The organism is Microbacterium sp. BH-3-3-3, from assembly GCF_001792815.1.
Classification (GTDB): Bacteria; Actinomycetota; Actinomycetes; order Actinomycetales; family Microbacteriaceae; genus Microbacterium.
Map to the genome: position 1 here is coordinate 2,495,511 of NZ_CP017674.1, position 24,968 is coordinate 2,520,478.

Sequence of the window (24,968 nt, forward strand, 5' to 3'; positions counted from 1 at the left end):
CCCATGACCGCCACCCCTCCGCCCGTCGTCGCCGACCTGGCCGGCGCCCCCACCGCCGCCCTGGCGGTGCGGGCGGAGGGGCGCGGCCGCGGTCCGCGGCTCTCTCCTCGCGCGGCGTTCCTCGTGCGACGGCTGGGGCGACTGCTCGTCTCGCTCGCCGTCGTCGTCGTCGCCTCGTTCTTCCTCATCCACCTCGTTCCGGGCGATCCCGTGCGGGCTGCCCTCGGCATCCAGGCTTCGCCCGAACTGGTTGCGGCCACCCGCGCCGAGCTCGGTCTCGACAAGCCGCTGCCGCAGCAGTTCTTCGACTACGTCGCGCACCTGCTGCGCGGCGACTTCGGGGAGTCGATCCGCACCGGCCGGTCGGTCTCCGAGACCATCGGTCAACGTTTCCCGGCGACCGTCACGCTGGGGGTGCTGAGCTTCCTGCTCGCCCTGGTCGCCGCGGTCCCGATCGGCATCGGCGCCGCCGTCGCCCTGCAGCGTCCGGGTCGCAAGGTCGCGGACGCGCTCATCTCGGGCGTGCTGGGCATGCTCATCGCGGTGCCCGGCTTCCTGCTCGCCGTCGGGCTCATCGCCCTCTTCGCCGTGCAGCTCAAATGGCTCCCCGCAGCCGGATGGGGAAAGCCCGAGGATGCCGTGCTGCCGGTGCTCGCGCTCGCCCTCGGGCCCCTCGCCTACCTCGCCCGCATCGTGCAGGTCGAGATGTCGGGTGTGCTGGGAGCGACCTACATGACCACCGCGCGGGCGAAGCGTCTTCCGGGGCGGCTCGTCTACCTGCGCCACGCGCTGCCGAACATCATCACCGCCTCGCTCACGGTGAGCGGGCTGCTGCTGAGCGGCATGATCGCCGGCACCGTGCTGATCGAGACGGTGTTCGCGATCCCCGGAATGGGCGGGGTCATGGTCCCGGCGGTCGGAGCGAAGGACTACCCGATCGTGCAGGGGCTCGTCGTGGTCTACGCGCTCATCATCCTCGGCGTGAACCTCGTCGTCGATCTCATCCTGGTGACCGTCGACCCGCGGTCCTCGATCACGGAGGGCTGACCCATGACCTGGCGCTCACGACTGCTGTCTCCGGCCGGCATCGCCGCTCTCGTCGGCGTGCTGCTGTTCCTGTTCCTCGCGACCGCGGGACCCACGCTCTTCCTCGCCGCGGCCGAGACCTCGAACGTCCCCGCGCGGTTGCTGCCGCCGAGCCTCGCGCACCCGTTCGGCACCGACGACCTCGGCCGCAACATCTTCGCGCGCGTGCTCGTCGCCGCCCGCATCTCGCTGCTGTTGACCCTGGGCGCCACGGTGGTCTCCACGGTCGGCGGCATCGCCTACGGCCTCATCGCCGTGATCCTGCCGCGGCACGCACGTCGACTGGCCACCGGCCTGCTCGACGTTCTCCTCGCCTTCCCCTGGCTGCTGATGGTGCTGTTCTTCACCGTCATCTGGGGCGCGAGCGCCGTGACGGCGATGCTCGCGATCGGCATCTCGGGCATCCCCTTCATGGCGCGTCTGGTCTACAACCTGGCGTCGTCGGTCTCGGGCCGCGACTACGTGCGGGCCGCCCGCGTCGTCGGCGTCGGACCGTTCGGCATCCTGGTGCGCCACATCCTGCCCAACATCGCCAACCCGCTGTTCGTCAACGCCGCGGCCACCGCCAGCGTGACGCTGCTGTCGTTCGCGGGACTGTCGTTCCTGGGTCTCGGTGTGCAGGCGCCCGAGTACGACTGGGGGCGACTGCTGCAGGACGGCATCACCCGCATCTACGTCAACCCGCTCGCCGCGATCGGTCCCGGCATCGCCGTGGTGCTCGCGGGCCTGGTGTTCACCTTCGTGAGCGAGGCGCTCGGCGACGCGCGCGGCGGGGGCCGAGCGGCCGTGGCCCGACGTGCCCTCGGCGCGGTGGCCCCGCTGCGTCGCTCCGGGGTCGGCGCCGCCCCCGCACGACCGGCGGCGACGGCGGGTGAACCCGTCGCCGAGATCGCCGACCTGCGCATCGCGTTCGCCACCCCCGACGGCGGCGAGGTCGAGCGCGTCCGCGGCGTCGGGCTGCGCATCCTCCCGGGCGAGGTCGTGGGCATCGTGGGCGAGTCGGGCTCGGGCAAGTCGCTCACGGCCATGGCCCTCGCGGGTCTGCTCGGCACCGATGCGCGCATCACGACGAGCGCTCATACCTTCGACGGCATCGACATGACGCGCCCGCTCACCGCGGCCGATCGTTCCACGCTCGGTGTGGAGCTCGGCATGGTGTTCCAGGACCCGCTCACCTCGTTGAACCCCGCGCTGACGATCGGCCGCCAACTCACCGAGGTTCCCGAGGTGCACCTCAAGATGTCGCGCGCCGATGCCCGCGCGCACGCCGCCGCCGCGCTCGAGGCCGTCGGCATCGCCGACGCGAAGCGGCGCCTGTCGCAGTACCCGCACCAGTTCAGCGGCGGGATGCGCCAGCGCGCGATGATCGGTCAGGCCCTCACCGGCCGACCGAAGCTCATCATCGCCGACGAGCCCACCACCGCCCTCGACGTCACCGTGCAGCGACAGGTGATGGGCGTGCTCCGCCGGGCGCAGCGCGACACGGGCGCGGCGATCGTCTTCATCTCGCACGACATCGCGCTCGTCTCGGCGTTCTGCGATCGCGTCCTCGTCATGAAGGACGGCCTGATCGTCGAGGAGCTCGACGCCCAGCGCATCCGCGACGACGCCACCCACCCGTACTCGCGCGCGCTGATCGCGTGCCTGCCCGATATGACGTCCGACCGCACGCGCCCTCTTCCGGTCATCCCGCCGGAACTGGCCGCCGCTGCCCTCGCCGAGGAGGTGGGGGTGTGAACGCCCTCGAGATCGACCGCCTGTCCGTCCGATACGGCCGGGCCACCGTCGTCGACGACGTCTCGCTCGTCGTCCCCGCGGGACGGACGCTGGGCCTCGTGGGCGAATCGGGGTCGGGCAAGAGCACGATCGCCGCGGCCGCGGTGGGCCTCGTGCCGCCCGCCGCCGGAGAGGTGCGGGTCGGCGGGGTCGTGGCATCCGGTCGGGGAAAAGACGCACGCGAGGCGCGTCGCCGTCTGCAGCTGGTGTTCCAGGACCCGTTCTCGGCGCTGGATCCGCGCATGAGCATCGGCGAGTCGATCGCCGAGGCCCTCCGCGCGAGCGGGAAGTCCTTCTCTCGCGATGCCCGCGTCGCGCGGGTGCGGGAGCTGCTCGGGCTCGTGCACCTCGATCCCGACCGCGCCGGCGACCTGCCCGCCGCGTTCTCGGGCGGCCAGCGGCAGCGCGTCACGATCGCCCGCGCTCTCGCGGGCGAGCCGAGCGTGCTCATCGCCGACGAGGTGACCAGCGCCCTCGACGTGTCGGTGCAGGGCTCGGTGCTCAACCTGCTGCGCGAGCTGCAGGAGCGCTTCGGCCTGTCGATGCTCTTCATCTCGCACAACCTGGCCGTCGTCCGCTACGTCAGCGACGAGATCGCCGTCATGCGTCACGGGCGCATCGTCGAGTCGGGCCCCACCGAGCAGCTGCTGGCCGCGCCCACCGAGAGGTACACCCTCGACCTGCTCGACGCGGTGCCGGTGCTCGGCGTGCGGATGACGACGGACTGAGCGATCCCGTGATCCACCCCGACCGGTCCGCGGACGCCGTCGGCAGCGAGGTCGAGGGACTGCGTCGCCGGGCCGGCGAGCTCGCGGCCCTCTACGCCAGCGCGCGCGAGCTGGCCGCGATGCGCGACGCCGACGCCGTTCTCGAGCGTCTCGTCGAGCGGGCGCAGGAGCTGCTCGCCGCCGACGTCGCCTACCTGTCGGAGTTCGACGGCGTCGACGGGGCGCTGCGCGTGCGCGCGACCCGCGGGGCGGTGACGGGCGCACTGCGCGACCTCGAGGTCCCCCCCGGGCGCGGCCTGGTGAGCGCGATCGCCGAGACACGGCTGCCCCGGGCGGTGCGGCGGTACGACGCCGTCGCCCCCGAGCGGCACGCCTCGGGCATCGACGCCGCGGTCGAGGCCGAGGGGATCGTGTCGCTGCTGGGCGTTCCCCTGCTCTCGGACTCCGCCGTGCTGGGGGTGCTCTTCGTCGCCGAACGGCACGAGCGCGCCTACACCCCCGACGACATCGCGCTGCTGGCCGCCCTCGCCGCCCACGCGTCGGTGGTGCTGCAGACGGCGGCGGCGCTGGCCGATGCCCGCACGCAGGCGCTCCGCGCCGAGGCGGCGGTGGCCGAGCTGACCGCGCACGTCGCCGCGCGCGACCGCGCCAACCGCGTGCATCGCGAGCTCGTCGACGCGGTGCTGGCCGGCGGCGGACTGGCGCCCGTGGCCGCCACGCTGTCGACGGCGTTGCAGGCGGCCGTGACGATCGTCGACGCCGCGGGGGGCGTGCGCGCCGGCGGCGGCGACGCGGCGACCCCGACGGCGGCGGTGCAGCGCGCGCTCGACCACAGCCGTGCCGAGGGGAGACCCATCCGGCTCCCGGATGCCGGGATCGTCAGCGCCGTCGTCGCCGGCGGACGGGTGTTCGGGGCGATCGTCGTGGGGCCTCCGGCACGATCGCTCGACGAGGTCGACCTGCGCACCGTCGAACGGGCGGGGCAGGTGGCGGCGCTGCTCGCCCTGTCGGAGGAGGCCGTCGCCGAGGCCGGGCACCGGCAGCGCTCCGACCTGCTGCTCGATCTGGTCACGGCCTCGCCGCAGCGTCGTGCCGACGTCGCGGCGGCCGCGCGGCGCGCGGGGATCGACGAGACGGCCGTGGGGGCGGTGACGGCGTTCGCCGTGCCGGCGGAGCGTCGTCCCGAGATCGCCCGCGTGGTTGCCCGCCGGCTGGGGCCCGCCGCCCTCGTCGGTGAGCTCGACGGCCTGGTGCTGGCCGCCCACGGTGATCCCCTCGACCCCGTCTCGTACGAGGCGGTGCGCTCCCTCGTCGACACCGAGGTGCTGGCCGTGACCGTGCGCGTCGAGGCGGGAGCCCTCGTGCGGGCGGCCGCCGACGTGCGTTCCGCCCTCTCCCTCGCCCAGGCCCTGGGCATCGACGACGCGCGGGTCCCCGCCGACGACCTCCTGCCGTACGCGGCCACCATCGGTGCCGACCGGCGGGTGCTCGACGCCTTCCTCGACACGATGCTCGGCGCCGTCCGGCGGCACGACGCGTCCCGCGGCAGCGATCTGCTCGCGACCCTGCGGGCCTTCGTGCGCCACGGCGCCAGCCCCACGCGCACGGCGCGGGCCCTCACCTTCCACACGAACACGATCCTCCAGCGCCTCGAGAAGCTCGACGCGCTGCTGGGCGAGGGGTGGCGCGACGACGAGCGCTTCTTCCGCCTGTCGACGGCGGTCCGCCTCGACGAACTGCGCGAGCGGCTGGGGTCGCGCGGCGATGGGTGATCGACGCAGTGGGGGAGTCATCCGGTGTGTCGGCGGTCCATATGCCGCCACCGGGTCTCGTCTTAGCGTCGAACAGACGCCGCGGTCGACGCGGCGGCATCCCGCCCGCGAAGGAGCCCCCGTGACCACGAACAGCCGCCTCCCGGGCCTCCGCGACCACGAGCCGCTCGATCGACGCGCGCGCGTCGCCGAGGCCGCCGGTCTGTCGGCCGACGACCTTGCGGCCCTCGACCCCCGCGACGGCCTGTCGCTGTCGCAGGCCGACCACCTCGTCGAGAACGTGGTGGGACTCATCGGCATCCCGGTCGGAGTCGCCACGAACTTCCGCGTCGACGGCGTCGACCGGCTCGTGCCGATGGCCACCGAAGAACCCTCGGTCGTGGCGGCCGCCTCGAACGCCGCACGCATCGCCCGCGAGACGGGCGGCTTCTTCACCTCGTCCACCGGCGACGTGATGATCGCCCAGGTGCAGGTGCTCGACGCCGTCGATCCCGAGGGGGCGTGCCTGCGCCTGCTCGAGGCGCGCGACGAGCTGCTCGCCCTGGCCGACGCGCAGGACCCGATGCTCGTGTCGCTCGGCGGGGGAGCGGTCGACGTGTCGGTGCGCACCCTCGCCACCCGCGCCGGGGTGCAGGTCATCCTGCACCTGCACGTCGACGTGCGCGACGCCATGGGCGCCAACGCGGTGAACACGATGGCCGAGGCCCTCGCCCCCCGGATCGCCGAGATCGCCGGAGCCCGCACACTGCTGCGCATCCTCACCAACAAGGCCGAGCTGCGCCTCACGCGCGCTCGCGCGGTCTTCCCGGCCGACCTGCTCGGCGGGCCGCGCGTCGTGGCCGACATCGTCGCGGCGAGCGCCTTCGCCGAGGCCGACGCCTATCGCGCCGCCACGCACAACAAGGGCATCATGAACGGCATCTCGGCGGTCGTGCTCGCCACCGGCAACGACACCCGGGCGGTCGAGGCCGGATGCCATTCGCACGCCGCTCGCACCGGCGCGTACCGCGCCCTCTCGCGGTTCGAGCAGAACGCCGACGGCGACCTGGTGGGCACCCTCGAGGTGCCGCTCGCGGTGGGGCTCGTCGGGGGAGCGACGCGCGCGCACCCCGCCGCCCGTGCGGCCGTGCAGCTGCTGGGCGTCGGCTCGGCGCGCGAGCTCGCCGCCGCCATCGCGGCGGTGGGGCTCGCCCAGAACCTCGCCGCGTGCCGCGCGCTCGCTGCCGAGGGCATCCAGCGCGGTCATATGACGCTGCACGCCCGCACGATCGCCGCCAGCGCGGGGGCGGCGGTCGACGAGGTCGCGGCCGTCGCCGCCCGCATCGTCGCCGAGGGCCGCATCCGCGTCGAGGACGCGCGCGAGGTGCTCGCCGAGCTGCGCGGAGCTTCGTCGTGACGGGCCTCGCGCCCCGCTCGTTCCCCCGCGTCGTCGCCCGTGCGGGAATGCCGGCCGAGGTCACCGTCTACGAGGTGGGTCCCCGCGACGGTCTTCAGGCCGAGACCGACGTCGTTCCCACGGCGGTCAAGGCGGAGCTCTGCCGACGCCTGTACGCCGCGGGCGTCACGGCGCTGGAGCTGACCAGCTTCGTCCCGCCCGCGTGGATCCCGCAGCTCGCCGACGCGCGCCCCCTCGTGGCGTCGGTCGCCGTCCCCGCCGCGAGCCGCGCGGTGGCCCTCGTACCCAATCGCCGCGGCCTCGACGACGCCCTCGCCGCCGGGATCCGCGAGGTCGCCGTCGTCGTGAGCGCCACCGAGTCCTTCGCCCGCGCCAACCTCAACACCGACCGCGCCGGGGCGGTGTCCCGGGCGACCGACGTCGTCGCGGCCGCCCGGGCCGAGGGGGTCCCGGTGCGCGGCTACGTCTCCATGGCGTTCGGCGACCCGTGGGAGGGCGACGTCGACCTCGCCGCCGTGGTCGACGCGGCCTCCGCGTTGCACGATTCCGGATGCCGCACCCTCGCCCTGGGCGACACGATCGGGGTCGCCACGGCGGGACACGTCGAGGCGGTCATCGAGGCGGTGGCGGGTACCGGCATCCCGCGCTCCGCCCTGGCCCTGCACCTGCACGACACCTACGGTCAGGCCCTCGCGAACGTCCTCGCGGGGGTGGAGAACGGGGTGACCGAGTTCGACTCCTCGGTCGGCGGCCTCGGCCGCTGCCCCTACGCCCCCGGTGCCACCGGCAACCTCGCCACCGAAGACCTGGTGTGGATGCTCGAGGGTCTCGGCATCCGCACCGGTCTCGACCTCGTCGCCCTCGCCCGCACGAGCGCGTGGCTCGCGGGCGTCCGCGGGCGCCCGCACGTCTCCCGCGTCGCGGCCGCGCTCACCCGCACCGCCCCCGTCCCCCTGGAGGAGACCCCCGCATGAGCATTCCCCTGGCCCCCGGATCCGGCTCCCTCGCGGGCGTGGTCGTGCTCGACCTGTCGCGCGTGCTCGCCGGACCCTACGCCGCGCAGACGCTCGCCGACCTAGGCGCGACGGTCATCAAGATCGAGAACCCCCGCGATCCCGACGTGTCCCGCGGCTTCCCGCCGTACCTCACGCACGGCGACGACGAGTTCAGCGCCTATTACGCGCAGTACAACCGCGGCAAGCTCGGCGTCGGCCTCGACCTCGCCGCTCCGGGCGGCACCGAGACTCTCCTCGACCTCGTGCGACGGGCCGACATCCTGGTCGAGAACTTCCGGCCCGGCACGATGGACAAGCTCGGCGTCGGCTACGACGTGCTGCGCGCGGCCAACCCGCACCTCGTCTACGTCGCCGTCTCGGGCTACGGCCAGACCGGGTCGCGCAGCCGCCGCCCCGCCTTCGACAACACCGCGCAGGCGGCCGGCGGCATGTGGTCGATGAACGGCTACCCCGGGCAGCCGCCCGTGCGCGTGGGGGTGACGATCGGCGATCTCTCGGCGACGTTGTTCGCCGTCATCGGCACGCTCGCCGCCCTCCGGCACGCGGAGCGCACGGGCGAGGGCCAGCTCGTCGACGTCGCCCAGGTCGACAGCATCCTGGCGCTCACCGAGACCGCCGTCGTGGACTACACCGTGCGCGGGGTCGAGGCCGAGCCCGCGGGGAACGAGCACGCGTGGGTGCGGCCGTACGAGCTGTTCGACTGCGCCGACGGTCAGGTGTTCTTCGGTGCCTACACCGACAAGCTGTGGCGCGCGAGCTGCGAGCTGTTCGGGTCGCCCGAGGTGGCCGACGATCCCGAGATCGACACGATGCGCAAGAGGTTCGACGCCGAGGTGTACGCGCGCCGGGTGAAGCCGGTGGTGGCGGGGTGGCTCCGGGACCGCACCAAGGCCGAGCTCGAAGCCCTCGCCGGCGACGTCATCCCCCTCACCGCGATCAAGACGATCGGCGAGGTGGTCGACGACCCCGGCATTGCCGAGCGCGACATGATCGTCGAGGCCGACTACGGCGACCTGGGGGTGCTGCGCATGTTCGGGCAGCCCATCAAGCTCAGCGCCACCCCCGCCACGCCGGCGCGCGTCGCGAACCGCTTCGCCGAGCACTCCGATGCCGTGCTGACCGGTCTCGCCGGGTACGACGCCGACCGGATCGCGGCGCTGCGCGCCTCGGGCGCGCTGTCGTGAGCACCACCCGCACGCAGGTCCTGGATGCCGTGCCGGTCGAGGCCTTCCGCGGCACGTTCGCCCCCGCCGACCCGGTGCGTGCCGAGGGCGCGACGCTCCCGCCCGGGTGGGAGGGCGTCTTCTTCCCCTTCGCCGTCGCGCTCGACGACCTGCGCCCCGATGGGACGCCCGCGCGCGATGGCATCCTGCCCGAGATCGATCTGCCCCGGCGGATGTACGCGGGCGAGGACACGGTGTTCCCCGGCGTCCTGCGTGTGGGCGACGTCGCGGCGCAGACGGCGACGGCGGGCTCGCTCGTCGAGAAGACGGGAGCGAGCGGCCGACTGGTCTTCGCCGACATCGAGCGCGCGATCGCCGTGGGAGGCGAGGTCGTGGTGCGCAGCACCTGGCACGACGTCTTCCTCGGAGCGGCCTCGGGCCCCGCCCGCCCGCCCCGGACCGACCCCGCGGCCGCCGCCGAGGCCGCGTGGATCGACGAGGTCACCCTCGACGCCCGCCAGCTCTTCCGCTTCTCGGCGCTGACGTTCAACACCCACCTCGTGCACTACGACCGCCGCTGGGCGCGCGACGAGGAGGGGCTCGACGACTTGCTCGTGCACGGTCCGCTGCTGCGCATCCTGCTCGTCGACGCCGCTCGCCGTCATGCCCCCGATCGACGCATCACGGCGCTGCGCGTGCGCATGACCGCGCCGGCCTTCGTCGACACCGCGATCCGCCTGTGCGGCACCGCCGACGCCTCCCGCGTGGTGGCACTCGGCCCCGGCGAGGTCGTGCTCGCGACGGCCGAGGTGGCCTGGGCCTGACGCGGGTCGTCGCCGCGCGGTCGCGCCGCCCGCTGGCCGCCAGACCGCGCCGCCCGCCGGCCGCGCGACCGCGCCGCCCGCCGCACTCGCGAGGTCACACGCTCTGCACGAGCGCACACGTGACGGCGTGTGCGCTCGGCGACAACGTGTGTTCTCGCGGCTGACGGCGCGCCGCGCGACCGTCGCCCCGGCTCAGTCGTCCAGGCGGGAGTGGTCGCCGAGGCGGTGCCAGGCGCGGTTGTGGTAGACCAGCGCGGCGCCGGACTCGCCGGGTTCGAGGTCGCGTTCGACGTCGACCTGCAGGGCTTGAGCGGCGATGACCGTCGAGCCGCCGGCATCCATGCGGCTCACGATCCGGCACCGCAGCCACGCGCGCACCCCGTGGTACACGGGCTCGCCCGTGGCCAGCCGCGACCAGGTGGAGGTGTCGGCGAAGCGGTCGAGACCGCTCGTGGCGGCCGTTCGCGCGAGCCCGATGTCTTCGGCGTCGAGCAGGTGCACCACGATCGTGTCGGCCGCGATGATCGTCGGCGTCGCGGATGACAGCGCCGAGACCGAGAAGATCAGCAGCGGCGGGTCGGCGCTGACCGATGACACCGACGAAGCGGTCAGTGCGACGGGGCCGTTCTCGCCGTACGCCGTGATGACCGCGATGCCGCCCGGGTGGCCCCGGAACGCGCGCTTGAAGTCGTCCGCCGAGACGGTGGTGCCGATCGCGGGGGTGCTCTCGTGGTCCCCGTGCGGAAGCGAAGTCATGACTACGACGGTAGGCGCTTACGCGGGGGTCGGCATCGTCGGCGCAACACGGCGAAACCGTCGACACCCCGCCGGGCGGCTCAGTGTGAGGCTTCACATTTATCAATCCGTGACTTTTCGCGGCAGGAAATCGCTTGACACTCCTGGTTGTGTGAGCGCTAACATTCAGCAACGGCTCACCCGAGGGGCTGCATCACATGAACCGGCATCGCAGCCGGCGAAACGAGGAGGTTTCATCATGAAGGCGAACAAGATCATTGCGGGCGTGGCCCTGGTCGGCGCCATCGCATTCACCGCGACCGGCTGTGCCGGCGGCGGGGGCGCGGCGGGCGGTGCCGGTGGCGGCAGCGGCGACACCATCACGGTCGGCTTCGCGCAGACTGGCTCCGAGAGCGGATGGCGCAGCGCCAACACCGAGTCGATGAAAGAGGCGTTCAGCGAGGCCAACGGCTTCAACCTCATCTTCAACGCGGCCGACAACAAGCCCGAGGCGCAGATCGCCGCGGTCCGCAGCTTCATCAACCAGGGCGTCGACGCGATCGTGCTCGCGCCGATCGTCACCGACGGCTGGGACGACGTGCTGCAGGAGGCGAAGGATGCCAACATCCCCGTCGTCCTCGAAGACCGCACCGTCTCGGCATCCGAAGACCTCTACGCCAGCTGGATCGGCCTCGACTTCAAGAAGGAAGGCGAGACGGCCGGCAAGTGGGCCGCCGACAACTTCGGGGACAAGCCCACCAACCTCGTCGTGCTCGAGGGCACCACGGGCTCGTCGGCCGCCACCGACCGCGCCGAAGGCTTCGACTCCGCGATCGCCGGCACCGACATCAAGGTGCTCGACTCGCAGACGGGCAACTTCACCCGCGCCGACGGCAAGACGGTCATGGAGGGCTTCCTGCAGAAGTACGGCTCCGAGATCAACCTGCTCTTCGCCCACAACGACGACATGGGTCTCGGCGCGCTCGAGGCCATCAAGGCCGCCGGCATGACGCCCGGCAAGGACATCCAGATCGTGACGATCGACGCGGTGAAGGACGGCATGACCGCTCTGGCCGCGGGCGAGTTCAACTACATCGTCGAGTGCAACCCGCTCCTGGGTGAGAAGACCGCCGAGGTCGTCAAGAAGGTCGTCGCCGGCGAGTCCGTCGACAAGAGCTACGTCGTCGAGGACCAGGCGTTCGACCAGGAGCAGGCCAAGAAGGTCCTGGACAGCCGCCCCTACTGATCCGTTCGGATCCCGTCGCCGAGCTCCCCCTCGGCGGCACCCCGTCCGATCGCCCCGGCATCGACGGAACATCCTCCCCGGCGTGCGGGGTCGGCGAGTCCGACCCCGCACGCCTCACGATCCGAGAAAGCGATCGAGCATGACAACCGAACGTGCGCCCGTCGTCGCGATGCGCGGGATCAGCATCCAGTTCCCCGGGGTGAAGGCGCTCGACGGCGTCGACTTCACCCTCCACGCGGGCGAAGTCCACTCCCTCATGGGAGAGAACGGCGCCGGCAAGTCCACTCTCATCAAGGCCCTGACCGGGGTCTACGGCATCGACGAGGGCACCATCCTCGTCGACGGCCAGGAGCGGCAGTTCCGCTCCACGGCCGATGCGCAGTCCGCCGGCATCGCCACCGTCTACCAAGAGGTCAACCTCTGCCAGAACCTCACGGTCGGCGAGAACGTGATGCTCGGCGGCGAGATCCGCCGCGCCGGCATGGTCGACTGGAAGGCGACGCACGCCGCCGCGGCCACGCACCTGGCGGGCCTGGGGGTGCACATCGACACCCGCTCGATCCTCGCCAGCCACTCGATCGCCGTGCAGCAGCTCGTCGCGATCAGCCGGGCGATGGTGGTCGACACCAAGGTGCTCGTTCTCGACGAACCCACCTCGAGCCTCGACCGCGGCGAAGTCGAGCAGCTCTTCGGCGTCGTCCGCGACCTGCGCGACCGCGGTGTCGCGATCCTCTTCGTCTCGCACTTCCTCGACCAGATCTACGAGATCTCCGACCGCCTCACGGTGCTGCGCAACGGAGCGCTCGTGGGTGAATACCCCATCGCTGAACTCGGTCGCGAACAGCTCGTGGCCAAGATGATCGGCCGCGAACTGGGCGAGTTGGATGCCATCTCGGCCAGCGCCGAACGCCCGATCGACCGGTCGGGCACCCCGGTGCTGCGCGCCCTGTCGCTCGGGCGCAAGAACGCCCTCGAGCCCGTCGATCTCGAGGTCTTCGGGGGCGAGATCGTCGGGCTCGCGGGCCTGCTCGGCTCGGGGCGCACGGAGCTCGCGCGCCTCATCGCCGGCGCCGACCGGCCCGACGGCGGCTCCATCGAGGTCGGTGGCACCGCCACCCGCACCGGGTCTCCGCGACACGCGCTCGACCGCGGCATCGCCTTCTCGTCCGAGGACCGCCGCGCCGAGGGCATCGTCGGCGACCTCACCGTCGCCGAGAACATCGTCCTGGGCATCCAGGCGCGTCGAGGTGCGCTGCGCAAGGTCGGCGCCGCCGAGACCGCGGCCATCGTCGACGAGTACATCACCGCCCTCGGGGTGCGCCCGGCCAACCCCCACGCGCTGATCCGCAACCTCTCCGGCGGCAACCAGCAGAAGGTGCTCCTGGCACGATGGCTGGCCACCGCGCCCGAGCTCCTCCTGCTCGACGAGCCGACCCGAGGCATCGACGTCGGCGCCAAGGCCGACATCCAGCGCAAGGTCGCCGAGCTCGCCGCGAAGGGCCTCGCGGTCGTCTTCATCTCGTCGGAACTCGAAGAGGTCCTGCGTCTCGCTCAGCGCGTGGCGGTCCTTCGCGACCGTCGTAAGATCGGCGAACTGGCCACCCGAGACGTCGATCTCGATGCGCTGGTGTCCTACATCGCCGAGGGCCAGCCCACCGCCGCATCCCCCACCGCCCCCGAGACACCGTCGTCCGATCGGGAGAAGATCGCATGAAGAAATTCTTTTCGCACCGCCTCGTGTGGCCGATCGCGGCTCTCGTCGCGCTCATCGCCGTCAACACCATCTCGCGGCCGTCGTTCCTCAGCATCACCATGCAGAACGGTCAGTTCTACGGCTCGCTGATCGACATCCTGCGCAACAGCGCGCCGCTCATGCTCGTCGCGCTCGGCATGACCCTCGTCATCGCCACCCGCGGCATCGACCTGTCGGTCGGAGCGATCATGGCGGTGTCGGGGGCCGTCGCGCTGACCGTCATCGAGGCCTCGCCCGAACCGGGCAACCTCGGCGTGGTGTTCACCGCGATCGCCGCCGCGGTGGGCGTCGCTCTGCTGCTGGGGGTGTGGAACGGCTTCCTGGTCTCGGTCCTCGGCATCCAGCCGATCATCGCCACCCTGGTGCTCATGCTCGCCGGTCGCGGTGTGGCCCTGCTCATCACGGGCGGGTTCATCACCACGATCAACAGCGACCCCTACAAGTTCATCGCCGGCGGGTACGTGCTGGGCCTCCCCTTCGCCTTCTACGTCTCGATCGTCGCGGTGATCCTCATCGGCGTGATCGAGCGCCGCACGGCCCTCGGCATGCTGACCGAGGCGGTGGGCATCAATCCCGAGGCCAGCCGCCTGGCCGGCGTCCGCTCCCGCGGCATCATCTGGGGGGCCTACATCGCCAGCGGCGCGCTCGCGGGCATGGCCGGCATCCTCTACAGCTCGAACATCATGGCGGCCGACGCCAACGCGGCCGGTCTGTACATCGAACTCGACGCCATCCTCGCGGTCGTCCTCGGCGGCACCTCCCTCGCCGGCGGCAAATTCAGTCTCGCCGGAACCGTGGTGGGCGTGTTCACCATCCAGACGCTGAAGAGCACGATCACCTTCCTCGGCGTCCCGCCGGCGGTCAGCCCGGTGTTCATGGCCGCGGCCGTGCTCATCGTGGTGCTGCTGCAGTCGAGCCGCTTCCGCGCCTACTTCCAGATCCGCTCCCTGACCCGACGTCCCGACGCAAAGGTGCTGTCCTGATGGCCACTCTCACCGAAGAACGACACGGCTCGGCGGCACCGGCGAGCACGTACCGCCGCTTCCTCAGCCGTCACATCTCGTGGGTGCCGGTGTTCGCCGCGGTGATCATCCTCGTTCTGATGATCGCCGGGTCGATGTGGTACTTCCCGAACTTCCAGCTGAACCGCATCATGTCGTCGATCCTGCTCGACAACGCCTATCTGCTGGTGCTCGCGGTGGGCATGACCTTCGTCATCCTCACCGGCGGCATCGACCTGTCGGTCGGCGCGGTGATGGCCTTCACCGGCATCCTCTGCGCCAAGATGCTCGGCGACGGCGTACCCGTCGCCGTCGCGCTGCCGGCGATGGTGCTCATCGGCGCGGCGATCGGCCTGCTCATCGGCATCCTCGTGCAGTTCTTCGACGTGCAGCCGTTCATCGCCTCGCTCGTGGGGATGTTCCTCGCCCGTGGCCTCGCCTTCGTGGTGAGCCTCGAGTCGATCAAGGTCGAGAACGAAGGACTGCTCTGGCTGCAGTCCACGCGCTTCTCGTTCGCGGGCTGGTACATCACCCCCACGGGGATCATTGCCCTGCTCACGGTCGCGCTCGCCGCGTTCGTACTGCGCTACACCCGCTTCGGCCGCACGGTGTACGCCGTGGGCGGCAACGAGCAGTCGGCGCGGCTCATGGGTCTGCCGGTGGTGCGGGCGAAGCTCTCGGTCTACGTCATCAGCGGCGTGTGCGCGGGACTCGCGGGGATCGTGCTGACGGCCTACTCGGGCGCCGGCTACCCCCTCAACGGCGTCGGCACCGAGCTCGACACGATCGCCGCGGTCGTCATCGGCGGCACTCTCCTCACCGGCGGCAGCGGGTTCGTCGTCGGCTCGATGATCGGCGTCTTCGTGTACGGCCTGATCCGCACCATCATCTCGTTCTCGGGAGCCGAACAGTCGTGGACGCGCATCACCGTCGGAGCCCTTCTGCTGCTGTTCGTGGTGGTGCAGCGCGTGATCGTCTCGCGCTCCGCGCTCAGCCGCTGAATCAGCCGGGTCGTGTTCGCACTCCCGCGTCGGCGCGGGCATGATTGAGCCCATGTCCGCCGTCGCCCCGCCCCTCCTCGAGGTGCGCGGGGCGACGGTGCGTTTCGGCGTCGAATCCGCGCTCGCCGACGTCGACTTCCGCCTCCTCCCCGGCGAAGTGCACTCGCTCATGGGCGAGAACGGCGCGGGCAAATCCACGCTGATCAAGGCCCTCACGGGCGCGATGCGTCTCGACGCCGGCTCCATCCTGCTCGAGGGGCACGAGATGCGCTTCGCGTCTCCGGCCGACGCGCAGGCGGTGGGTATCTCGACGGTCTACCAAGAGATCGACCTGCTCCCCAACCTCACCGTCGCCGAGAACATCTCGCTCGGGCGCGAACCCCGCCGCTGGGGAGTGATCGATCACCGCGAGATGCGCGCGCGGGCCGAGTCGGCGCTCGCCGCTCTCGGGGTCGACGTCGACCCGGCCTCGGTGCTCTCGTCGCACCCGCTCGCCGTGCAGCAGTTGGTGGCCATCGCCCGCGCGGTGTCGACCGAGGTGAAGGTGCTCGTTCTCGACGAGCCCACCTCGAGCCTGGATGCCGACGAGGTCGCCGAACTGTTCCGCGTCATCCGCGACCTGAAGTCGCAGGGCATCGCGATCGTGTTCGTGTCGCACTTCCTCGACCAGGTGTACGAGATCTGCGACCGCGTCACCGTGCTGCGCGGCGGTCGCCTGGTCGGCGAGTACGGCACGCGCGAGCTGCTGCGCATCGACCTGGTCGAGAAGATGCTCGGCGCGACCGTCGAGACCCTCGCCCCGCTCGGGCAGCGCGAGGTCGAGGCCGCCGACGGGCCGAGCCTGCTCAGCGCCCGCGGTCTGGCATCCGGAAGCCGTCTGCGCGCCGCCGACCTCGACATCGCCGAGGGCGAGGTCATCGGGGTGGCGGGACTGCTCGGCTCGGGCCGCAGCGAGCTGGCTCGGGCCCTCACCGGCGTCGACCGCCCCGACGCCGGCGACCTGCGCATCGACGGCGAGACCGCTCAGCTCGGCAACCCGCGCGAGGCGATCCGTCGCCGGGTGGCGTACTCGTCCGAGAACCGGCGCACCGAGGGCGTCATCGGCGATCTCAGCGTGCTCGACAACATCACGCTCGCACTGCAGGCGCAGCGCGGAGTGCTGCACCGCCTCAGCACCGCGCGTCGACGCGAGCTCGCGATGAGCTGGGTCGAGGCGCTGCACATCCGCCCCACCGACATCGATCGGCGGGTGTCGACGCTGTCGGGCGGCAATCAGCAGAAGGTGCTGCTCGCGCGGCTGCTGGCCCTGTCCCCCCGCCTCATCGTGCTCGACGAACCGACCCGCGGCATCGACGTCGGAGCCAAGGCCGAGATCCAGCGGCTGGTGGGAGAGCTCAGCGACAACGGTCTGTCGATCGTCTACATCTCGGCCGAGCTCGACGAAGTGCTGCGCGTCGCGCACCTGGTGGCGGTCATGCGCGACGGCGTGCTCGCGCAGATCGTGCCGGCCGCCGATCTCACCTCCGACGCGCTGCTGGCCCTGGTCGCGGGGCACACGAGCGGGGACGAGGACCTGGGTGGCTGACGACAAGGCCTCGCGCACCGCCAACATCTTCGACGTCGCCCGTCTGGCCGGGGTGTCGCATCAGACGGTGTCGCGCGTACTGAACAACATGCCCAACGTGCGACCGGCGACCCGCGCGCGCGTCGAGCAGGCCATCGCCCAGCTGCGGTACAGCCCCTCGCCCGCGGCGCGCGCGCTCGTCACGCGGCGTACCCGCACGATCGGGCTGGTCACCCCCGGCACGGTCGACTACGGCCCCTCGTCGATCGCGACGAACTTCAACTTCGCCGCCCGCGCCGCGCGGTACAACGTCGACGCGATCAGCTCGCCCCAGAGCGACGTCGCCCCGGTGCGGGCCGCGATCGACGGGCTCCTCAAGCAGCGCGTCGACGCCATCGTGCTCGTCGTCGTCGACACCGAGGTGCTCGCCGCCGTGCAGGCCCTCGACCTCGACATCCCCATCGTCGCCGCGGCCGCCAGCGCCCGCCCCCACCCGCGCCTGGTCGCGATCGACCAGTACCGGGGCGCGCGCGGGGCGGTGCGCCACCTGCTCGAGGCCGGGTACGAGACGGTTCGCCACATCGCGGGTCCGGCCCGCAACCCCGACGCCGTCGAGCGCATCCGCGGATGGCGCGAAGAGATCGCCGCCGCGCGCGCGCAGTCGACGCCGGCGGTGCACGGCGACTGGTCGGCGGCGAGCGGGTACCGCATCGCGTCCGAGGCCGACTTGTCTCCCGGTGAGGGCATCTTCGTCGCCAACGACCACATGGCGATCGGCGTGCTCTCGGCCCTGCGCGAGCGCGGGCTGCGCGTGCCCGAAGACATCGGGGTGGTCGGATTCGACGACGTGCCCGAGGCCGCGTTCGTGTACCCCTCGCTGACGACCGTGCGGCAGGACTTCGCCGCCCTCGGCGAGATCCTCATGCAGAAGGTCCTGCTGCTGGTCGAGGAGCCCGACACCGCGACCGAGAGCACCCCCCTGCCGACCCGTCTCGTCGTGCGGTCGTCGGCGCCTCTCGCGCGCTGACGCCGTCAACCGAGAAGACCCCGGATGCCGAGGCATCCGGGGTCTTCGTTCGAGCACGCGGTCTCAGCCCAGCAGCGGCACCGCGCCCACCAGCACGCCGACGCCGAGCATGACGAGCGAGACGATCGTCGCGCGCCACAGCACCTTCTTGTGGTGGTCGCCGAGGTTGACGCCGGCGAGCGAGACGAGCAGCAGGATGGCGGGAACCAGCGGGCTCTGCAGGTGCACGGGCTGGCCGGTGATCGAGGCGCGCGCCATCTCGACCGGGGCGATGCCGTAGTTCGCGGCGCTCTCGGCGAGCACGGGCAGAATGCCGAAGTAGAACGCGTCGTTCGACATGAAGAACGTGAACGGGATCGACAGCACCCCGGTGATGACGGCGAGGAACGGGCCCATCGACGTCGGGATCACCTCGGTGATCCACGATGCCATCGCGGTGACCATGCCCGTGCCGTTGAGCACGCCGACGAGCACGCCGGCGGCGAGCACCATCGACACGACGCCGACGATGCTGGGCGCGTGGGCGACGATCTCGTCGGCCTGCGAGCGGAGCTTAGGGAAGTTGACGATCAGGGCGACCGCGGCTCCGACCATGAAGACGAACGCGAGCGGGAACAGGTCCATCACCAGCAGCACCATGACGGCGGCCGTCAGCGCGAGGTTGAACCAGATGAGCTTCGGGCGCAGGGTCGCGCGGTTCGGATCGAGCATGGTGTCGGCCATCGCGGTGTCGGCGGTGTCGACGAGCTGGGTCGCGGCGACGGCGTCGCGCCCGCCGCGGACGGTGACGATGTTGCCGGTGCGCAGCGACGCGACCGCGCCGGGCTTGTGCTCCGCGCCGCGGAAGATCTTCGGGGCGCCGAGGCGACCGAATCCACCGGGGGCGTCGAGCTTCGAGGTGTCGACCGAGCCCGCGAGACGCTTGCGCTCGGACAGACCGAGGAACCACGCGAAGGCGAGCGCGACGACCAGGCCCGCGATCAACGAGGGGATCATGGGCACGAACACGTCGGTGGGCTGCAGGCCCAGGGCGGTCGCGGCGCGCACGGTCGGGCCACCCCACGGCACGATGTTCATCGTGCCGTTCATGAGTCCCGCGACGCAGGTGAGCACGACGGGGCTCATGCCCAGCCGCAGGTACAGCGGCAGCATCGCCGAGGTGGTGATGATGAAGGTGGTCGACCCGTCGCCGTCGAGCGACACGGCGGCGGCGAGGATCGCGGTGCCGAGCACGATCTTGGCCGGATCGTCGCCCAGCACGCGCGTGATCACGCGGATCAGCGGGTCGAAGAGCCCCACGTCGATCATGATGCCGAAGTACATGATCGCGAACATCAGCAGGGCCGCGGTGGGCGCCATCGTGCTGATCGCGTCGATGACCATGTCGCCGAGGCCCAGGCCCGCGCCGGCGATGAGGCCGAAGACCGTGGGAACCACGATGAGGGCGACCATGGGGGTCAGGCGCCGCGTCATGATCAGCGCCATGAACGACAGGACCATGAGGAAGCCGAGGGCCACGAGCACCCCGTCGGCGGGCGTATAGGCCACCGGGTACTCGGCCGCTTCGGCCGCAAGGATCAGGGGGGTCATCGCGACTCCTTCGTCGTGACGGGCGCGGCTCTCGCGCTCTCGATCCGGCGACACTACGGATGCCGTGCCCCCGGGCGCGCGCTTGCTCGCATTGCGGCGGGTTATGCGCGTACCGTGTGTTCTGCGCATTTCGCGCAGCACGAGCCCGGAGGTGCGTATGCGATTCGCCACCCGGATGCTCGTCGTGCAGGTCGCCACGCAGGTCGCCGTGGTCGCGGTGTGCACCGCGGTGTTCGCGTGGCTCGGCGTGCAGCAGCTGAGAGCCGAGGCCGACTCCTCGGCGCTGAACATCGCGCGCTCGGTCGCCGAGTCGCCCCAGGTGCGCGACCTCGTCGCCGAGTACTCCGCCGACCCCGGCACGCCGGTCGCCGCGACCCTCCGCGACGGTGTCCTCCAGCGGTACGCCGCCGACGTCACCGCCCGCACCGAAGGCCTGTTCGTCGTGATCACCGACGATCACGGCATCCGTCTGGCCCACCCCGATCCGGACCGCCTCGGCGAGGTGGTGAGCACGAGCTTCACCGACGCGCTCGCGGGCCGCGAGGTCGTGACGTGGGAGGTCGGCACCCTGGGGGAGTCCGCCCGCGCCAAGGTCCCCGTCTATCCGCCCGCCGGCGGTGCCCCGGTCGGCGAGGTGAGCGTCGGGTTCGAGCGGGCGAGCGTCTTCGACGATCTCCCCGCCCTCCTCGTCGGCATCGCGGTCGCGGTGCTGCTGGCCGTCGCCATCGGCGCGGCCGTCGCGCTGCTCATGCGCCGCCGGCTCGAGCGACTGACGCTCGGGGTGCAGCCCGAGGAGCTCGTCGCCCTCGTGCAGACCCAGACCGCCGTGCTCGAGGGCGCCGACGAGGGAGTGCTCGCGCTCGACGACGCGGGGGTCGTGCGGGTCTGCACCGCCGCGGCCGAACGCCTGCTCGGGATCACGGATGCCGTCGGCCGCCCCCTCTCCGCCCTCGCCCTCGCGCCCGCCGTCGCCACCGCCCTGGCCGGCACCGGCGCGAGCACGGGGCTGCCCGTCGGCGGCCGGGTCGTCTTCATCGACGTGCGCCCTGTCCGCCGCGGTGCGCGCACGCTCGGGCGCGTCGCGGTTCTGCGTGACCGTACCGACGTCGCCGCGCTGTCGGGGCGTCTCGACAGCGTCCGGGCGATGGGCGACGCCCTGCGCGTGCAGCGGCACGAGAACGCCAACCGTCTGCACGCGGCGGTGGGCCTGCTGGATGCGGAGCGTACGGCCGAGGCCCGCGCCTTCCTCGCCGACCTCGTCGACCGCGGTTCGGTCGACTGGGCGGTGCCGGGGATCGACCTCGTCGGCGACGCGATGCTGCAGTCCTTCCTCGGGGCGAAGGCGCTCGCCGCGCGCGAACGCGGGGTGACGTTGAGGGTCTCCGACGACACGTTCCTGCGGGGCACCGTCGACGACGTCGAAGACGTCGTGGCCGTGCTCGGCAACCTCGTCGACAACGCGGTGACCGCCGCGGCCTCGGCCCCCGCGCCGCGCGGAGTCGAGGTCGCCGTGCTGGGCGACGGCGACGCCATCGTGATGACCGTGGCCGACACGGGTGGGGGCATCGCCGACGTCGATGCCGTCTTCGCCCCCCGCGAGCGCGACGACGACCCGACCGCGGTGCACGGCCTCGGGATCGGGCTGCCGCTCTCGCGCGAGTTCGCCCGCCGTCGCGAGGGCGAGGTGTGGGTGGTCGACCCGGGTGGTGACGGCCACGGTGCCGTCGTGGCCGCCCGCTTGCCGGGAGTCCTGCGAGGAGAGAACGAATGACCGACATCCGCGTCCTGGTCGTCGACGACGACTTCCGTGTGGCGGGGTTGCACCGCGACGCCGTCGCGGCCCGCCCGGGCTTCGTCGCCCTGGAGCCGGCGCGGACGGTCGGCGAGGCCCGCGCCGCGGTCGCCTCGCACCAGCCCGACCTGCTGCTGGCCGACGTGTACCTGCCCGACGGCGACGGTGTCGACCTCGTGCGCTCGGTCGGCGTCGACGCGTTCGTGCTGTCCGCGGCGACCGATGCCGCGACCGTCCGCCGCGCGTTCACCGCCGGGGCGCTGGCCTTCCTCGTCAAACCCTTCGACACGCGCGTGCTGGCCGAGCGTCTCGACCGCTACGCCCGGTACCGCAACCTGCTCTCCAACTCGCGGCCGCTGTCGCAGGACGACATCGACCGCGCGGCATCCGTGATGCGCGGGGAGCGCGAGGGGCCGTCGCTCGCCCGCTCGGCGACCGAGCAGACCGTGCTGGCGGCTCTGGGCGCCGACGAGGCCTCGGCGAGCGAGGTGGCCGAGCGCATCGGCGTCTCGCGTGCGACCGCGCAGCGGCACCTGACGGCCCTGGCCGAGCGCGGCCTGGTGCAGGTGAGCCTCCGGTACGGCTCGACGGGCCGCCCCGAGCACCGCTTCCGCGTCGGCGCCTGAGCGGCGCCGTCGCCGCTGCGTCGTCGTTGCCACGTCGCCGCCGCTGCTGCTGCGTCGCCGTCGCCACCTCGCATGTCCCACTTCGTGCAGCTCCAGCCCGCCGAACTCGCACATTTCGGGACATGCCCGGCGGAAACGAGGTGGATGCCGCCGACTCAGGCCTCCAGCACCGCCCACCCGCGCGGGCCCAGCTCGAGCCGCCCGTCGGCCGGGGTGCCCTCGCCGGCGACCACCGTCCGCCCGTCGGCGACCGGCAGGGTCACCGGCTCGTCGCCGATGTTCAGCGCCACCACCACGGCGTCGTCGTCCACGGCCGTCCGCAGTGCGACGGCGGTGTTCGTCACCTCGATGACGTCGGTGTGGGCGCGCCAGAGCCACGGCTTCCGCCGCCGCAGGGCGATGAGCTCCTGGTGCGCCTGCAGGATCCGCACGTCGGCGTCGACCTCGCCCGGATCGGCGGGGAACTCGGGCCGCACCGCATCGTCGCCCCCGAGGCGTTGCTCTTTCACCCCGGTCCATCCGAACTCGTCGCCGGCGTAGACCGACGGCGTGCCGGCGACGGTGAACAGCACCGCGAGGGCGTGGGGCACGAGGTCGGGGCCCACCGCCGAGGCGATGCGCGTGACGTCGTGGTTGCCGACGAAGGTCTGGGGCACGAAGGTCGCCAGCAGCTCGTCGTGACGCTCGATCGCGTGGCTCAGTTCGAACAGGTTGCGGTCCGAGATCCCGTGCCAGACGCCCTGCCACAACTCGTACTGGGTGAGCGCGTCCATGCTCGAGGCGCGAACGATTTCGGCGCCGTCGCCGTGGATGACCTCGCCGACCACCCACACCTCGGGGAACCGCTCGCGCACGCGAGGGAGCACCCGGGCCCAGAACTCCGGGGGTACCGCGTAGGCGGCATCCAATCGCCAGCCGTCGATGCCCCGCTCCAGCCAATGGCACATGACCTCCACGACGAGATCGGCCACGGCCTCCGAGGAGTGGTCCAGCGCCACGAGCGCGTCGTGCCCCTCGAAGACGTCGGCCTCGACCCGGCCGTCGACGCGACGAGCGCGGAACAGCCCCGGGTCGTCGCCGCCGTCGGCGAAGGCGCGGAACGCCGGGTGCCCGCGGCCGACGTGATTGAAGACGCCGTCGAGCAGGATCCGGATGCCGCGCTCCCGCGCCGCCGACACGAGACGGTCGAAGTCCTCGTCGTCGCCGAGGCGGGGATCGATGCGGAAGTGATCGACGGTGTCGTAGCCGTGCGTCTCCGACGCGAACACCGGGCCGAGCAGCAAGCCGTTCAGCCCCAGCTCGATGACGTGGTCGAGCCACGGCTCGAAGCGGTCGAGGCGGTGTGCGGGTTCGGCATCCGGGTCGACGTCGTCGCGGATGGGAGCGCCGACGAATCCCAGCGGGTAGACGTGCCACCAGAAGACGTGCTCGGGCCACGCGGGCATCCGGTTTCCTCTCGATCGGGAATGAGACGGTCCCGACGCTATCCGCAGCGTCGGATCCGGCGAGGGGGCTTGCCGCCGCCCGACCTCTCGTCGTGCGGTCGGCGTCGGCTTCGGATGCCGCGGCCCGCCACCCTCTCTTCCCCCGAGGGTCTCCCCGTCACGCCCGCGCGCGATCGGCGGGCAGGGCGAAGGCGTCGAGGTCGAGCGCGTGCGCGCGGGCCGTCTCCACGGCCGCGGCCACGGCCCCGATCGACACGATGTCCGCCCCGAGGGTCGAGGCGACGATGCGCGGGGCCGGCAGGTGCAGCGACGCGGGCAGGGCGCCGATGGCCGCGTCGATGATGGGTCCGGCTCCGGCGGCGATCGCGCCCGAGACCACCACGCGCTCCACGTCGAACAGGCTGCCGAACACCGCCGCCACCCCGGCGAGCGCCGGGCCCACCGCCCGCGCGACGCCGAGGGCACCCGCGTCGCCGGCGGCGGCGAGGTCGAGCACGGTCTTGGCGTCGAGGGTGTCGGGGTCGATGTCGCGCAGCGCGCTGTCGCGGGGGAGGGATCCCGAGGCCAGGGCCTCGCGCGCCGCGTCGACGCACCGCGGTGCGAGGCCCCAGGCGCTGCCGACCCCGTCCACGCGATCGAACGCCACGGTCTCGCCCGCTCCGCCGTGCGCGCCGCGCAGCAGGCGTCCGTCGACGCTGATGCCGGCGCCGAAACGCTCGCCGGCGAGAAGGGCGACGAAGTCGTCGCTGCCGATCGCGGCTCCGTGCGTGCGCTCGGCGACGGCAGCGAGGGTGGCGTCGTTCTCGACGCGCACCACGGGCGCCCACGCGGCGAAGCTGTCGATGAAGTCGGGGTTCATGCGCGCCCAGAAGCCGTCGTGGTGCACGGGCGAGCGCCCCGAGCGGGCGACGGGGGCGGGCACACCGACGCACAGTCCGATGATCTCGGTGCGCGCGCGTCGTGCGCGGGTGAGGGCGGCGTCCACCGTCGCCTCGGCCGCGCGCCGGCGTCGCTCGGGCGAATCGAGCTCGGGGTCGACGGTCAGCCGCGAGGTGGCGAGCGCTCGTCCGCGCAGGTCGGCCACGGTGGCGGTGAGGTGGCCCCGGCCGGCGTCGACGCCGACGACCAGGCCCGCGCCGGGGTCGAAGGCGAAGCGTCGGGCCGGTCGGCCCTTGGAGTATTCGCCCACCGCTCGGGCGTTCGGCATCTCGGTGAGCAGGCCGCGGGCGGTCAGTTCGTCGAGCACGTCGATGGCGGTGGAGCGCGTCACGCCCACGGCCTGAATGACGTCGCTCGCGGTGAAGGCGTCGGCGTCCCAGACGTAGCCCAGGACCGCATCGAGGTTGTGGCGACGCAGCGACGGCGTCGTCGTGATGGCATCCATCGACACTCTTGACCCCCTTTCGTTCTGCTGCAATACTGCCTGC

General features: G+C 72.3%; 20 protein-coding genes. 16 read left to right on the top strand and 4 right to left on the bottom strand.

All coding sequences use genetic code 11. From position 1 onward, the window contains the following. Positions 1-3: 3 nt before the first annotated feature. The 8 genes from BJP65_RS11460 (at position 4) to BJP65_RS11495 (ending at position 9,761) form a co-directional block, all read left to right on the top strand. Complete coding sequence (locus BJP65_RS11460; RefSeq protein ID WP_082509749.1) at positions 4-1,047, top strand: ABC transporter permease; 1,044 nt, start codon at positions 4-6, stop codon at positions 1,045-1,047. 3 nt (positions 1,048-1,050) lie between these two features. After that, positions 1,051-2,823 carry a dipeptide/oligopeptide/nickel ABC transporter permease/ATP-binding protein gene (locus tag BJP65_RS11465; RefSeq protein WP_070409234.1) on the top strand — a complete coding sequence of 591 codons (1,773 nt, stop codon included), beginning with the start codon at positions 1,051-1,053 and terminating at the stop codon, positions 2,821-2,823. Next, a complete protein-coding gene (locus tag BJP65_RS11470; RefSeq protein WP_070409235.1) occupies positions 2,820-3,590 on the top strand; it encodes an ABC transporter ATP-binding protein in 771 nt (256 codons plus the stop codon). The genes BJP65_RS11465 and BJP65_RS11470 overlap by 4 nt, the downstream gene beginning before the upstream one ends. Before the next feature lie 8 nt (positions 3,591-3,598). Then, a complete protein-coding gene (locus BJP65_RS11475) occupies positions 3,599-5,362 on the top strand; it encodes a GAF domain-containing protein (protein WP_070409236.1) in 1,764 nt (587 codons plus the stop codon). A gap of 121 nt (positions 5,363-5,483) precedes the next feature. Continuing rightward, on the top strand, positions 5,484-6,758 hold the full coding sequence (locus BJP65_RS11480) for a hydroxymethylglutaryl-CoA reductase, degradative (RefSeq protein ID WP_070409237.1): 1,275 nt from the start codon (positions 5,484-5,486) through the stop codon (positions 6,756-6,758). After that, complete coding sequence (locus BJP65_RS11485; protein ID WP_070409238.1) at positions 6,755-7,732, top strand: hydroxymethylglutaryl-CoA lyase; 978 nt, start codon at positions 6,755-6,757, stop codon at positions 7,730-7,732. Before BJP65_RS11480 ends, BJP65_RS11485 begins: the two co-directional genes overlap by 4 nt. Beyond that, the gene (locus BJP65_RS11490) at positions 7,729-8,958 is read left to right on the top strand and encodes a CaiB/BaiF CoA-transferase family protein (RefSeq protein WP_070409239.1); all 1,230 of its coding nucleotides are present in this window, start codon (positions 7,729-7,731) and stop codon (positions 8,956-8,958) included. Before BJP65_RS11485 ends, BJP65_RS11490 begins: the two co-directional genes overlap by 4 nt. Next, positions 8,955-9,761, top strand: coding sequence for a hypothetical protein (locus BJP65_RS11495; RefSeq protein ID WP_070409240.1), 807 nt, complete (start codon positions 8,955-8,957; stop codon positions 9,759-9,761). Before BJP65_RS11490 ends, BJP65_RS11495 begins: the two co-directional genes overlap by 4 nt. A 192-nt stretch (positions 9,762-9,953) precedes the next feature. On the opposite strand, the gene BJP65_RS11500 is transcribed toward BJP65_RS11495, so the two are convergent. Then, positions 9,954-10,517: a flavin reductase family protein gene (locus tag BJP65_RS11500; RefSeq protein WP_055833010.1), complete on the bottom strand. Its 564-nt coding sequence runs from the start codon at positions 10,515-10,517 to the stop codon at positions 9,954-9,956. A 238-nt stretch (positions 10,518-10,755) separates the two neighbouring features. Between BJP65_RS11500 and BJP65_RS11505 the strand changes: the two genes are divergently transcribed. The 6 genes from BJP65_RS11505 (at position 10,756) to BJP65_RS11530 (ending at position 18,088) form a co-directional block, all read left to right on the top strand. Next, positions 10,756-11,742 carry an ABC transporter substrate-binding protein gene (locus BJP65_RS11505; protein WP_055940627.1) on the top strand — a complete coding sequence of 329 codons (987 nt, stop codon included), beginning with the start codon at positions 10,756-10,758 and terminating at the stop codon, positions 11,740-11,742. Positions 11,743-11,881: 139 nt separating this feature from the next. Continuing rightward, positions 11,882-13,456: a sugar ABC transporter ATP-binding protein gene (locus tag BJP65_RS11510; protein ID WP_055833013.1), complete on the top strand. Its 1,575-nt coding sequence runs from the start codon at positions 11,882-11,884 to the stop codon at positions 13,454-13,456. Beyond that, on the top strand, positions 13,453-14,478 hold the full coding sequence (locus BJP65_RS11515; protein WP_055833015.1) for an ABC transporter permease: 1,026 nt from the start codon (positions 13,453-13,455) through the stop codon (positions 14,476-14,478). Before BJP65_RS11510 ends, BJP65_RS11515 begins: the two co-directional genes overlap by 4 nt. Next, positions 14,478-15,497 (top strand): ABC transporter permease, encoded by a 1,020-nt coding sequence (locus tag BJP65_RS11520; RefSeq protein ID WP_055833017.1) that lies wholly within the window; start codon positions 14,478-14,480, stop codon positions 15,495-15,497. Before BJP65_RS11515 ends, BJP65_RS11520 begins: the two co-directional genes overlap by 1 nt. A gap of 52 nt (positions 15,498-15,549) precedes the next feature. After that, complete coding sequence (locus BJP65_RS11525) at positions 15,550-17,082, top strand: sugar ABC transporter ATP-binding protein (protein ID WP_055833020.1); 1,533 nt, start codon at positions 15,550-15,552, stop codon at positions 17,080-17,082. Continuing rightward, entirely contained in the window at positions 17,075-18,088 is a 1,014-nt protein-coding gene (locus BJP65_RS11530; protein ID WP_055833022.1) for a LacI family DNA-binding transcriptional regulator, read from the top strand. The genes BJP65_RS11525 and BJP65_RS11530 overlap by 8 nt, the downstream gene beginning before the upstream one ends. Positions 18,089-18,151: 63 nt before the next feature. Here BJP65_RS11530 and BJP65_RS11535 read toward each other — a convergent pair whose 3' ends face one another. Next, complete coding sequence (locus BJP65_RS11535; RefSeq protein WP_055940633.1) at positions 18,152-19,678, bottom strand: CitMHS family transporter; 1,527 nt, start codon at positions 19,676-19,678, stop codon at positions 18,152-18,154. A 157-nt stretch (positions 19,679-19,835) separates the two neighbouring features. Between BJP65_RS11535 and BJP65_RS11540 the strand changes: the two genes are divergently transcribed. Both BJP65_RS11540 and BJP65_RS11545 read left to right on the top strand, forming a co-directional pair. Continuing rightward, positions 19,836-21,449, top strand: coding sequence for an ATP-binding protein (locus BJP65_RS11540; protein WP_181015921.1), 1,614 nt, complete (start codon positions 19,836-19,838; stop codon positions 21,447-21,449). Further along, complete coding sequence (locus BJP65_RS11545) at positions 21,446-22,096, top strand: response regulator (RefSeq protein WP_070409242.1); 651 nt, start codon at positions 21,446-21,448, stop codon at positions 22,094-22,096. Before BJP65_RS11540 ends, BJP65_RS11545 begins: the two co-directional genes overlap by 4 nt. 155 nt (positions 22,097-22,251) lie before the next feature. Here the strand turns inward: BJP65_RS11545 and BJP65_RS11550 are convergent, their stop codons facing one another. Then, positions 22,252-23,541 (bottom strand): alpha-amylase family protein, encoded by a 1,290-nt coding sequence (locus BJP65_RS11550; protein WP_070409243.1) that lies wholly within the window; start codon positions 23,539-23,541, stop codon positions 22,252-22,254. A gap of 157 nt (positions 23,542-23,698) precedes the next feature. Next, positions 23,699-24,925 carry an ROK family protein gene (locus BJP65_RS11555; protein ID WP_070409244.1) on the bottom strand — a complete coding sequence of 409 codons (1,227 nt, stop codon included), beginning with the start codon at positions 24,923-24,925 and terminating at the stop codon, positions 23,699-23,701. Positions 24,926-24,968: the final 43 nt, after the last annotated feature.